Consider the following 12,086-nt stretch of genomic DNA (forward strand, 5'->3'; position numbering starts at 1 on the left):
CAAGCGCGTGCCCGCACGCGTGCTCGCAAAGGAGAGGTGGCGTTGAAAAGGGGAATCCGCTGACCAGGTCACAGAATTCGACCACCTGTTACCTAGAATGCCCACCGTCCAAATGGGTAGATAAGTAACATGTTGAACCTGACCAGAAACCTTCAGACCCGTCTTTTGATGGCCCTGCTCTGCGTGAGTCCCACCCTGGCCTTTGCGGATGAGCCCCTGAGCGTCCCCGCACAACCGTCGTCGGTAGAGTTTGTGGTCGTCGCAGAGGTGCTGCCGGGAGCCGAAACTGCCGAGCAGCCGATCGCCGCAGCGGAACTGGCATCGATGATCGAGGATGAAGTGCTGCTCGATCTCAACAGCAGACTCATCGCCGCAGCACCGTCTTCCTGAAGATTGGTCCGTTTAAAGACGCGTCCTTCTGCAGACGCGTCTTCCGGAAGCCGCCCGCGCGTCAGGCGCGCAGCTCGAATCCTTCGTAGTTCGCGGCTGCCACCTGATCGCACCTGATCCGGTAATTGCCCACTCCCCCCACGTAGGGCATGAATATGCGGGGCTTACCGGGGATATTGGCACCCAGATACCAGGAATTGCACGACGGAGCGGTCAGCATGGTGCCGCTGGCGACTTCGTTGACGTGCTCGATCCAGGCCTGCTCAGCGGCGGCTGTTGCCTCGATGGTGCGCAGCTGGCGTTGATCCATATGGGCGATACAGGCGCTGATCCAGTCCACGTGCTGCTCGATCGAGACGATCATGTTGCTCAACACGGATGGACTGCCCGGGCCGGTGATCGTGAAGAGATTGGGGAATCCGCTGATCTGCAGGCCGAGGTAGGTGCGCGGGCCCGCATGCCAGTGGTCGGCCAGTCGTGTGCCGGCGCGCCCGCGAATGTCCACGCTGAGCAATGGACCCGTCATGGCATCGAAGCCGGTCGCGTACACGAGCGCATCAAACTCGAAGTCTCCCTGCCCGGTGTGCACACCGTTCGGGGTAATGCGCCGCAGAGCACCGCGCCGCAGATCCACCAGTGTGACGTTGTTGCGATTGAAAGTTTCGTAGTAGTCGGTGTCGATGACCGGTCGCTTGCAGCCCAGTGGATAGCCCCTGGGTGAGAGCTTCTCGGCAACATCCGGATCTCGAACTATCCGGCGGACCTGTTCGCGGTACATGTCGCAGGCCAGTTCGTTCGCTTCCATACTCAGACCGATATCGGCGAAACGTCTGATGGCACTGAAACCCTCGGCATCCAGAGCTGCGCGCCGCTGCTCGGGTGTCGTGTCGATAATGGTGGCGACGGGTTCCTGACTGTCCGCACCGCCGAAACCGAAGCCGTAGCCGATAATGCCGGCCAGGGATTCCCGCTGGGTCTGGCGGATCTCATCGTAATTTGACTTCACCTGAGCAATATATTCCCCGCTCAGTGGGCTGTTGTGGGCCGGCATGGTGTAGTTCGGCGTGCGCTGAATGACCACAAGGTGTTGAGCCTGCTTGGCGATCACCGGGATGGCCTGAATTCCCGAGGAGCCGGTGCCGATGATGCCGACACGCATACCGGTAAAGTCCACGCCTTCGTGGGGCCAGCAGCCGGTGTGATAGACAGGACCGGTAAAGTCGTCTGCACCTTCGATGCGGGGGGTATTCGGCACCGACAGACAGCCGGTGGCCATGATGTAGAAACGGGCGGAATACAGATCGCCGGTATCGGTGCGGATCTGCCAGCGCTGGCTGAGTTCATCGAAGCGGGCCGACACTGCCCTGGTGTCGAATGTGATGTCGCGACGCAGATCGAAGCGGTCCGCCACATGATTGGCGTAATCGAGGATCTCGGGCTGGGCGGCCATCACCTCGGTCCAGTTCCAGTCCTGCTGGAGTTCGTCGGAAAAGCTGTAGGAGTATTCGATGCTGGGTACATCGCAGCGGGCGCCGGGATAGCGGTTCCAGTACCAGGTGCCGCCCACGCCGCTGCCCGCTTCCAGTACGCGGACATCCAGTCTCTGCTGGCGCAGTTTGTGCAGCATGTACATGCCTGCGAATCCGGCACCGACGATGAGCGCGTCCAGTTCGATCGCCGTGTCGCTGGAGACTTTGTCTGCAGATCCACGAGCTGCAGCGGTGGAAGAGGGATTGCTCATAGGTACTCCGGATCAGCTCGCATAACTCACACCCATGCCCGCGCGGACATCGTTGTTCACACCGTAGGGTGCAATGGGATAGCGCAGACCGTTGCGGGAAAGCGCTTCAAGCCCGGCGATGATCTTTGGCAGGAACTGCGGCGGCAGCGCCATCAGCAGTTCATCCTCCATCACGCCACCGTAGCGCCGCTCCGCGAAGCAGGGGATCGACAGGCTGGGTTCGCCCGTCTTCAATGCGCGTCCCCAGGAATCCGCGCAGGAAGACTCACCCACGCATCCCCAGTCGAGCTTCTTATACCCCGTCCACTGCAGTCCGTTGATAAACAGAATCATCTGCGCCGGCGTGGCGTAAATGAGACAGATGTCCGGAGGGTTCAATCGACCGCTGGTGAGTGGACTTGCCACCATCGCTTCGTACCTGCCGTGCTCGACGACGTCCATCGCAGCCTGATGTGCGCTGGCATCTCCCGCTTCCTTGTACCAGACCCCCTTCATGCGGTTGCCGGAAAGCCATTCCTCGCTGCGCGGATGCAGCCCGATGACGGTACTGCACTGGGCGCCGACAAGGTCTTCCACGGTAATGCCGACCGTCCAGCCGTTGCGCGAGGCCATGCCAACGATCTGATCTGTGGTGTGAATGGCACTCGGCCGGCGGATGCGTGGAATTGCTTCCATTGCCTCCCGGGTCTCGAAGAGTTTCATCCCGATGGGTGTGGTACGCAGGCGCAGCAGTCTGTTGAGATCGCTGACGATGGATTCAAAATCCAGTGCAGAATGTTCGGTCGCTATCAGGTCGCTCATAATCGTCTCCTCAGGAAATCGCCAACCGCGCTGGCGAGGTGATCCGGTTCATCGAAGTGCACCATATGCCCGGATCGCTCGAAGGCCAGATGCTCGTGGTCAGGAAAAAGTGCCACCCGCGCCTCCAGTTCCCCGGCGGCGAATTCGCCCTGCCAGCCGGCACCTGCAGGGACCGCACCGCGCCAGTATTCGGCGGCAAGCCGGCCGCTGATGATCAGGGTGGGGCAGCGCACGGCAGACCAGTAACGTTCACCTTCGATCGGTGCGCCGCCGAGAAAGACTGAACGCACCCGGGGATCGAAGGCCCAGTGCAGATTGCCCGCCTGATCGAGTTCGGTGGCACGTCGTGCAATCGCGAGCGCGTGGTCCGGCTGCAGGCGGGGATTGTTGGCGCGCAGGCGTTCTGCGGCGAATTCGATACTCGGCAGTGCGCGTGATTGCACGGGAATACCCAGCGTCTGGAGCAATCTGTCGCCTTCGACAGTCAATGCGGTGGCCGGGTCCATGGCCCGATCCGGAGGACCGAGACCTTCCACGATCACGGCTGCCGCGACGAGTTGCGGAAACAGCGCGGCGAAGCGGCTGACAATCTGTCCACCGAGACTGTGTCCGAACAGGGCGGCAGGCTGCGGGTGAGAGCTACGCTCGCCGACTGTCGGACTGTCGAGCAACCGGGAAAACACACAGTGCAGGTCGAACAGGTATTGAGGCAGGGCGTAGTTCCCCGGACGTGCGCTGCGACCGTGACCACGCAGATCCGGCAGCAGCACATGGTAATCGTGACTCAGGTGCTCAGCGACCGGCAGCAGGCTCAGCGCGACATCCCGCATGCCATGCAGCATCACCAGCGGTCGCTTTGCGGGATCACCGAGTGTGTAGACATGCAGGGCCACACCATTGGCGTCGATCTGCAGCGATCCTGGCTCACTCATCTGGGATTCCTCAGATCAACTCCCACAGCTCAGTCGATCTGCAGGCGTTTGAAGGCAGGCGGGCGACGCTCGATAAAGGATTTCACCCCTTCCTTGAAGTCCGGCTGCTCCAGACTCTCCGCCATCCAGGCATTGGTTTCCTCCATGGACTCGCCGAGCTGCATATTCAGATGGCGGTACACCTGGGCCTTGATGGTACGCAGCGAGGTGGGAGAAACGTTTTTGGAAAGTTCCTCTATGTAGGTGCGGGCCTGCTCGAGTGCGGTACCCGTATCGCACAATCGCTCGGCAAGACCCAGGCGATCGGCTTCCACCCCGTCGAACTTGCGCCCGCTCCAGAGGATGTCCAGCGCGCGGCCTGGCCCGATCATCCTCGGCAGCAGCCAGCTGGCGCCATGCTCTGCGATCAGACCGCGCTGGGCGAAAGCGGTGGCGAATTTGGCCTGGCGTTCGACGAACCGCATGTCAGCAAGCAGGGCGAACACGAATCCTAGTCCGGCGCAGGCCCCGTTGACCGCGGCGATCAGCGGTTTACGGATCGCCAGGAGATAAGAAAAGGTCACCTGAAAATTGGGTCCGAGCCGGGGATCGCCGGGATTCGCGTCCAGCGCGCTGAGATCCTCGCGCTCGCCGCCACCGGAGGACAGCGCATCCAGCGCGCCCATATCCATTCCGGCACAGAAGCCGCGACCCGCGCCCGTAAGCACGATGCCGATCACCGCCGGATCCTGCTCGGCTGCGGCCAGCGCGTGACGGATCTCAGCGAGCATGCGATTTGTGAATGCGTTGAGATTGTCCGGCCGGTTCATGGTGATGATCGCGACCGGATCTTCCACCCGGTAGAGAATGTCCTGATAGTTCATTGCGCGCTCCTTCGGTGTTTCTGCATTCCTCAATGGCGAGGAAATGTACCGTACGGGGCGACGCAGCGTCCATTGCGATACCATTCCCGGCGCGGTGTGTCATACCTGGATGCAGGTACGGCCCGTTGCGACGTGCCAGCTGATCAGAGGCTCTCAACCATCTTGAATCGATCATTCGCAGCCTTTCTGTGGTTTCTCCTGGCGCTCTGTGTCACCTTCGGGGTGGGTGTGTGGTGGCTCGGGCCTGCGGTCGTTTCCCTGGCGGTGGACGGTGACCGTCGCAGCACGCCCTACTATGTGGTGCATCTGGCATCCGTCCCCGATGGCACGGATTCGAGCGGCTATTTCCAGCAGCTGCGGCAACTGGTGCGGGAGGAAGAAGGCCAGCTGCTCTGGCGCGGCGCGCTCACGACCATGCACTCCGGGCGTCTGGCTGACGAGCGAGATGACCTGCTGGTGTACAGATTCGCAGCCGGTGCTGACGTTGTGCAGCTTCTGACCAGCGCGGAATACCGGGATCTGGCCGCTGCCGTACCCCCACTGCTTCTGGGCACACCGACCCAGCCTGAAGTGCTTGAGGAGAAAGGTGCACTGCTGCTGTGGCTGTTGCGACTTCGAGAGGAAAAACAGGCAGATAGTCCATCGGAGGCTGTCGCTGCGGGGGTCGCAGGTGCTGCTCCGGCGGCGCTCGCCTCGGTTTTTGCGACCCTTGGGCCTTTCCACGGCCAGATGGTCTGGCAGGCACCGGTGGATGTGGTTGCGGGGCAGGTGGACTGGAATACGCTGGTGGTGCTTGCATTCCCGGACTCGAACGCCGCGAGTGCCTGGCTCGCGGACTCGAGAACGGCGACGGAACTGGCTCTGGCACGGAAGGCGGTCTCGGCTCAGGCACTGCTGGAGTTCAACGCCCGGCTCTGATGACTGAGTAGCAGGGGTCCGTCAGGTCAGTGAAGTTCCAGCGGTGTTCCCCAGTGAAACAGGCGCGCGGAACGGAATTCATCAAATTCCCCCAGATTCGGACAGGTACGGGCTTCGATCGTGTCGATCAGGGTGAAGGCCGGGTCCGGCAGGCGGGCAATCCGCGAGTCCGCTACCAGCAGAGTGTCAGCCAGGTTTTTTGCAGCGGTCAGCAGGGGCAGGTTGCCGGCATCGTACAGCACATCTGCCATCAGCAGCAGATCGTTGTCGGCGGGCAACCGATAGAGGTGGTCGGAAAGCTCGATTCTGCAACCATTGAGCTCGGCGTTGATGCCTGTCGCCATCAGAGCGTCCGGATCGTTGTCACAGGCGATCACCCGGTCCGCGCCGGCCAGCGCGGCCGCAATTGCGACCACCCCGGATCCGGAGCCCAGATCGACGACGCGCCGGCCGCGGACCAGGGTGGGATGCCGGGTCAGATACCGGGCCAGAGCCAGACCGCTGCCCCAGCAGAAGGCCCAGTAGGCGGGTTCGCGGATCACGGCCCGCATGACTTCGGGATCCAGGGGCCCGGGAGCATAGTCGGCATTGATCAGACCCAGCTTCATAGGTCCGCAGCCGGGAAGCGACAGGGGTTCGATGCGGGCATCGGGCAGAGTCCGGTTGAGCAGGGCCTGGAGGCGGGCGATGGTCATAGGCCTACTCTAGCAGCCTGTTGAAAAAGGTCTCGAAAGCATGAGTTTCTGACGTGCGGGCGGGCAAGACGCACCTCGAAGGCGATGTGTGTGACCTTGCCAGGAGGTGCAACGTAGTCGGCCCTCGCGCCAGAGCCTCCCGGAGGGCGCGCTGAGCAAACCAGACTGTTTCAACAGGCTGCTCGCCCGACAGAAGGTCGACCGGTTACAGTTCAGAGGTGTGGCGGCGGATCCAGAGCAGGCCGATGATGCCCAGCCCGATCAAAGCGAAAACCGCCAGATCCTGGGCCTTACTCGTGACACCGGTCTTCAAGGTGGCGTTCTGGGGCCGGGTAGTGGCGTCAGATTGGCGTTCGTGGCGGTGCTCCGTGGTCTGTGCCGGGATAGAAGTCACTTTATTTGACAGATTGTCCGGTGATCGTGCCTCAGCAGCGGAAATCGCTGTGGCAGAGAGTGCCGCTGCGAGCAGAATCCTGGCGGTGAGCTTGGGTGCAAATCGCACGGTTTTATCCGGACCTTCCTCGAAACACGCAGGCAGTCTATGCGCGGGATCTCACTCATGCAGCGTTGTCGATGTAACCGCTGTAAATCGTTCGTATCTGGCGGCGAGGATTGAATCGTCACAATGTTTGATGGTCCCGGTGTGAAGGTCTTAGAATACCGGGCCTGCCGCAGGATCCTCTCCGATAATCAGGGTCTCGGCTGGTCATGGACTGACTTTTTATAAACAGCTAACAGCCAGGATTAACCAGTTACTGGTCCGTTCCGGGGGAGCCGCCACGATGCCGATGATTCTCAATGAAGAGCAGAACATGCTCAAAGATTCCGCCAAGGATTTCTGTTCCAGCAACGCGCCAATCAGCCAGTTGCGCAAACTGCGTGATGATGACCATGCGGATGGTTTCGATCGCGCGACCTGGAAGGCGATGGTCGAACTGGGCTGGTCGGGCATTCCCTGGGCGGAGGAACACGGTGGACTGGCATTCGGTTACAAAGGCCTCGGTGTGGTCACCGAAGAAACCGGCCGGACGCTTGCGGCCAGCCCCCTGTTTGCCACGGTGTGGGTCGGCGGGACAGCGATCAACGTCGGTGGCAGTGATGCACAGAAAGCGGAACTGCTGCCGAAGGTTGCGAGCGGCGAGCTCCTGCTGGCGCTGGCACTTGAAGAGTCGCACCGGCATTCCCCATATGGTGTTGCCACCAGAGCGGAAGAAAAAGGCGGCAAGTGGCAGCTCACTGGCGAGAAGACGTTTGTGCTCGATGGCCATGTCGCAGACAAACTGATCGTGGCTGCGCGCAGCGCAGGCAAAGCAGGTGAGCGGAAAGGTATCAGTCTGTTCCTGGTCGATGCCAAGGCGAAGGGTGTGGAGATTACCCGCACCCGCATGGCGGACTCCCGCAACGCCGCCAATGTGAAACTGAACGGTGTCACTGCCGAAGCCATTATCGGTGAGGCGGGAAAGGGTGCGGACGTTCTCGATCAGACCCTCGATATCGCCAGAATCGGCATCGCCGCGGAAATGCTGGGCAGTCTGCAGGAGTGTTTCGAGCGGACCATCGCCTATCTGAAGGAGCGCGAGCAGTTTGGTGTGCCGATCGGTTCCTTTCAGGCACTCAAGCATCGGGCGGCGGACATGTTCTGCGAGATTGAACTGTCCAAGTCCTGCGTGCTTGAAGCGCTTACCGCCCTCGACGAAGGTCGTGACGCAGTAGAAGTCGCTAAGCTGGCCAGCCTTACCAAGGCCAAAGTCGGGGAAACCTTCCACACGGTGTCCCGGGAAGGGATACAGATGCATGGCGGTATCGGGATGACCGATGAATTCGACATCGGGTTCTTCATCAAGCGCGCTGCCGTGACCGAGCAGACGTTTGGTGATGTGAACTTCCATCGCAACCGCTATGGCGAACTCGAAGGTTATTGAGCGCTGACGGTCTCCCGCCTGGCGGTGAGTACACTGTCAGGCGGATGTCGGCTGCTTCAGTGTTTCCTGCGGATCCCGATCCGGCTCCCTGCCTGGGGAGGCGCCGGATGGTCGCGGTGAGCAGCAGCAAGTTCGTCGATACGGGACAATATTGATTCCGGAAACGGCGCAGAGCGTCGGCTTGTCATATCCACGTGCAGTGCGAGCTGCTCTGCTGTGGCGACCAGTTCACCGGTTTCGCAATGAAACATCTGCTCGAAAAAATGCAGGCGTTTGACATCGTGGTCGAGCAGCTGAAATTCCACCCTCACCCGGTCACCGAGCACGAGTTCGTTGAGATAGTGCACGTGCACTTCCATGGTGAAGCAGGAGCCTCTGCCTTCGCGCACATAGTCCGCGCCGATTCCAAGCTGGTCGTAGACGTGATCCACTGACCGGTCGAACAGCACGTGGTAGAAGGCCATGTTGAGGTGGCCGTTGTAGTCGATCCACTCCGGTTCCAGGCCCTGTTCCGGGCAGCGGATGGGTGCTTCCCACATTGAAAATTTCCGTATGCTTCGGGAACGAGATGGTACTCTGGCCGACGACCCTCGTGAACCAATCAGGCGCTTCACCAGGTGGCGCCTGTAGCTGCACCGGCGACTCTTCAATCCAGCAGAGACCTACACATTCGTGACAGCGCACCCCACACCAACAACTCCGAAGGCAGAAGCGAAACCGCCCGACGGGGTGGCCCATATGCCGCCCCTTGGACTGCCGGTCAAGTTTGCCTACGGCTTCGGCCAGACGGCGGAGGGCATCAAGAACGGCGCCTTCGGCGTGTTTCTGTTCTTCTACTACAACCAGGTCCTGGCGCTTTCGGGGACCTACGCCGGACTGGCCGTCGGTATCGCGCTGATTTTTGACGCGATCACGGATCCTCTGGCGGGCTCTGTCTCGGACAACTGGCGTTCGTCCCGGGGTCGGCGTCATCCGTTCATGTATCTGGCTGCTGCACCTCTGGCTGTTTCCTTCTTTTTTCTCTTCAGCCCGCCGGAGGGCCTGAGCCAGTTCGGCCTCTTTGCCTGGCTGCTGACCTTTGCGGTGCTCACAAGAGCCGCCATGACGCTCTACCACGTTCCACATATCGCGCTCGGTGCAGAACTATCGACCGACTTCCATGAAAGGACCACTGTGGTCGCCTTCCGCCAGTTCTTCAGTACCTTCGGCACACTGTTAGCTTATGTGGTCGGATTTGCGCTGTTTTTCCACGAAAGCACCGAGTTTCCCCGGGGACAGTTCCGCGCCAGCGCATATGCGCCCTTTGCGTTCGCTCTGGGTGTGCTGATGGTGATTTCGATTTTCGTGTCTGCGCTGGGCACGCGGTCGCGGATCCCCTTCCTGCCTCAGCCCCGGGGTGCTGCGGAGCAGCTGAACGCCCTGCAGATCGTCGCGCGCATGTTTCGGGAGATCCGGGAAGCGCTGGCGAATCGGTCTTTCGCCTGGCTGTTCTCGGGCGTGCTGATCGTGTTCATGATGGTAGGTGTAGACAGTGCTCTGAATCTGCACATGAACACGTTCTTCTGGGAGTTGTCGAGCGGTGGCAACATTGCCTTCTTTGCAGCTTATCCGTTAGGGATCATGTCCGGAGCGCTGATCGCCCGGAAGCTCAACGAGCGTTTCGACAAACTGCCATCCGTCGTGTTCGGCACCGGCTGGTGGGCGCTGTGTCAGATCCTTCCGGTCGTGCTGCGGCTGCTCGGGTGGTTTCCCGAAAACGGTACCGACACGCTGGTGATTACGCTGGTCCTGGTCAAGTTCGTACAGGGTGCGGGTGTGGTGCAGGCGCTCATAACTTTCGGCTCGATGATTGCAGACATCGTCGACGAGCATGAGTTGAAAACCGGTCGACGTCAGGAAGGCGTGTTTTTCGCATCCGTTTCGTTTTCAGGCAAATTCACTACGGGCATTGGTAACGTGGTCGGAGGAATAGCGCTCGATCTGATCAGCTGGCCGAGAGGGTCGCACATACAAAGCGCTGCAGATGTGCCGGCCGAGACCATCGCCTGGCTGGGTCTCATATACGGACCGATCGTGGCCGGATTCGCGGTGGTGTGTCTGTGGTGCTACTCGAATTATCGGCTCGACCGGCATCGCCATGCAGAAATCATGCAGGCGCTGAAGGAACGTCATGGCTGAGTCCGGGAGCGACAGCGGACTCGATAATCGCCTGCACAGGCAGCTCAGCCGATTTCTGATCGTCGGGGCCGGGGGCTTCGTGATCGACATCAGTGTGATGACAGTTCTGTTGTACGGAGTGAATCTGGCGGGCTCAGACGCTGAGCTCATCGGCAGTCGGGTCATTGCCTGGGGTGCTGCGATCAGCGCGACCTATTTTCTGAACGCACGCTTCACCTTCGGGGCCTCCATTCGACACTCCCGTTTTCTCAACTACCTGGTGATCCAGGCTGCGGGGGCCTGCATCAATCTGGGCACCTTTGCGGGACTGGTCGTGGTGGGTCCCTTTGAGCAGCATCCGCTCGTCGCCATGGTGATCGGCAACGTGCTGGCGACCATCAACAACTTCCTGCTGGTCCGGAAATTTGTTTACCGCTTTCACCCCGATGTGGACGATCCTGATTGAGAGAGAGTGGGGACCTGCCAACGACCACGCAGCGGTCCGGGAACGCCCGGTCCGCTAGGGAACCTCTGCACAAGTGCGTGCGGATGATTGATAATTCTCGCCAGGTTGTCGAGGTATTGGGAACTGATGAAGCAGACGACATTTGCATCGGCGGCGTGGGATCGCAAAGGCAAGTTGACGCGCCGCGAGCGGTTTCTCAGGGAGATGGACGCGGTGATCCCCTGGGCGCGGTTGATGAGCTTGATCGAGCCTCACTATCCGAAGGCGGGTGCTGGTCGGCATCCCCATCCACTGGAACGGATGCTGCGTGTCTACTTCATGCAGAACTGGTTCAACCTGTCGGACCCGCAAGCTGAGGACTCGCTGTACGACAGCGAGTCGATGCGGCGCTTCGCCGGGATCGAGCTCGCGGAAGATAAGATTCCGGACGAGTCGACGATCCTGCGGTTCCGGCATCTGCTGGAAGCCCATGATCTGACCGAGGCAATCTTCAACGAGGTGCGCAGCTTGCTCGAGGAACGGCATTTGCTGGTGAAGAGCGGGACCATCGTGGATGCCACGGTCATTGCCGCGCCGCCGTCGACGAAGAACGCCCAGAAGGCGCGCGATCCGGAGATGCGACAGGGCCGTAAGGGTAAGGACTGGCACTTCGGGATGAAGGCCCATGTCGGCACGGACCGGCGCGGCATCGTCCACAGTCTGACCACGACCCATGCGGGTGCTGCGGACATCACCCAGCTTCCGGATCTGTTGCATGGACAAGAGCGTGAGATCTTTGGCGACCAAGCCTACTGGAAGGAGGCGGATCGGCAGGCGGCCCTTGAGCGGGGTATCCGCTACCGGGTCAACCGTCGCGGCACCAAGCAGCGCCCGTTGACCGAGCACCAACGCTACCTCAACCGATGCCGTTCGAAGGCGCGAGCCCGAGGCGAGCACGCGTTCCATGTCGTCAAACGGCTGTGGGGCTTCAGCAAGGTTCGTTATCGCGGTTTGGCGAAGAACACGGTCCGGCTCTACACCGCGTTTGCGCTGGCCAACTTGTACATGCTCAGACGCAGGTTGTTGCCACGGGAGTGGTGTCTCTCGTGAACGGGATGATGGCCCGGAAGAGGCCGAAAACGGCCTCCAACAGAGCTTAACTGCGCGTTTTCCGCCTGAATTGCTGATGCTTCGAGCTAAATTCATCATTCCGGACCTCTAC

Annotated in this window: 13 protein-coding genes; 6 read left to right on the forward strand and 7 right to left on the reverse strand. The window is 60.8% G+C overall.

Annotation, left to right across the window (positions count from 1 at the left end):
* Positions 1–129: 129 nt before the first annotated feature.
* Positions 130–390, forward strand: a complete 261-nt coding sequence (locus R3E82_01445; protein ID MEZ5549531.1) for a hypothetical protein — start codon at positions 130–132, stop codon at positions 388–390.
* A gap of 61 nt (positions 391–451) precedes the next feature.
* Here R3E82_01445 and R3E82_01450 read toward each other — a convergent pair whose 3' ends face one another.
* The 4 genes from R3E82_01450 to R3E82_01465 are packed head-to-tail and all read right to left on the reverse strand — an operon-like array spanning position 452 to position 4,727.
* Complete coding sequence (locus R3E82_01450) at positions 452–2,131, reverse strand: NAD(P)/FAD-dependent oxidoreductase (protein MEZ5549532.1); 1,680 nt, start codon at positions 2,129–2,131, stop codon at positions 452–454.
* 12 nt (positions 2,132–2,143) lie between these two features.
* Positions 2,144–2,932, reverse strand: coding sequence for a DUF169 domain-containing protein (locus R3E82_01455; GenBank protein ID MEZ5549533.1), 789 nt, complete (start codon positions 2,930–2,932; stop codon positions 2,144–2,146).
* A complete protein-coding gene (locus R3E82_01460) occupies positions 2,929–3,864 on the reverse strand; it encodes an alpha/beta hydrolase (GenBank protein ID MEZ5549534.1) in 936 nt (311 codons plus the stop codon). Before R3E82_01460 ends, R3E82_01455 begins: the two co-directional genes overlap by 4 nt.
* Positions 3,865–3,893: 29 nt before the next feature.
* Positions 3,894–4,727 (reverse strand): enoyl-CoA hydratase-related protein, encoded by an 834-nt coding sequence (locus R3E82_01465; protein ID MEZ5549535.1) that lies wholly within the window; start codon positions 4,725–4,727, stop codon positions 3,894–3,896.
* 162 nt (positions 4,728–4,889) lie between these two features.
* Between R3E82_01465 and R3E82_01470 the strand changes: the two genes are divergently transcribed.
* Complete coding sequence (locus R3E82_01470) at positions 4,890–5,645, forward strand: hypothetical protein (protein MEZ5549536.1); 756 nt, start codon at positions 4,890–4,892, stop codon at positions 5,643–5,645.
* A 26-nt stretch (positions 5,646–5,671) separates the two neighbouring features.
* Here the strand turns inward: R3E82_01470 and R3E82_01475 are convergent, their stop codons facing one another.
* On the reverse strand, positions 5,672–6,340 hold the full coding sequence (locus R3E82_01475) for a 50S ribosomal protein L11 methyltransferase (GenBank protein ID MEZ5549537.1): 669 nt from the start codon (positions 6,338–6,340) through the stop codon (positions 5,672–5,674).
* A 205-nt stretch (positions 6,341–6,545) separates the two neighbouring features.
* Positions 6,546–6,842 carry a hypothetical protein gene (locus R3E82_01480; GenBank protein ID MEZ5549538.1) on the reverse strand — a complete coding sequence of 99 codons (297 nt, stop codon included), beginning with the start codon at positions 6,840–6,842 and terminating at the stop codon, positions 6,546–6,548.
* Positions 6,843–7,122: 280 nt separating this feature from the next.
* Here R3E82_01480 and R3E82_01485 point away from each other — a divergent pair, with 280 nt between their 5' ends.
* On the forward strand, positions 7,123–8,262 hold the full coding sequence (locus tag R3E82_01485) for an acyl-CoA dehydrogenase family protein (protein MEZ5549539.1): 1,140 nt from the start codon (positions 7,123–7,125) through the stop codon (positions 8,260–8,262).
* Between the two features lie 56 nt (positions 8,263–8,318).
* Here R3E82_01485 and R3E82_01490 read toward each other — a convergent pair whose 3' ends face one another.
* A complete protein-coding gene (locus R3E82_01490; protein MEZ5549540.1) occupies positions 8,319–8,801 on the reverse strand; it encodes a thioesterase family protein in 483 nt (160 codons plus the stop codon).
* Positions 8,802–8,934: 133 nt separating this feature from the next.
* Here R3E82_01490 and R3E82_01495 point away from each other — a divergent pair, with 133 nt between their 5' ends.
* From R3E82_01495 to R3E82_01505, 3 genes are all read left to right on the forward strand, one after another.
* Positions 8,935–10,440 (forward strand): MFS transporter, encoded by a 1,506-nt coding sequence (locus tag R3E82_01495; protein MEZ5549541.1) that lies wholly within the window; start codon positions 8,935–8,937, stop codon positions 10,438–10,440.
* Entirely contained in the window at positions 10,433–10,885 is a 453-nt protein-coding gene (locus tag R3E82_01500; GenBank protein ID MEZ5549542.1) for a GtrA family protein, read from the forward strand. Before R3E82_01495 ends, R3E82_01500 begins: the two co-directional genes overlap by 8 nt.
* 126 nt (positions 10,886–11,011) lie before the next feature.
* Complete coding sequence (locus tag R3E82_01505; GenBank protein MEZ5549543.1) at positions 11,012–11,974, forward strand: IS5 family transposase; 963 nt, start codon at positions 11,012–11,014, stop codon at positions 11,972–11,974.
* The last annotated feature ends 112 nt before the right edge of the window (positions 11,975–12,086 follow it).

This window comes from Pseudomonadales bacterium (assembly GCA_041395945.1).
In the GTDB taxonomy this organism is placed as follows: domain Bacteria; phylum Pseudomonadota; class Gammaproteobacteria; order Pseudomonadales; family Azotimanducaceae; genus SZUA-309.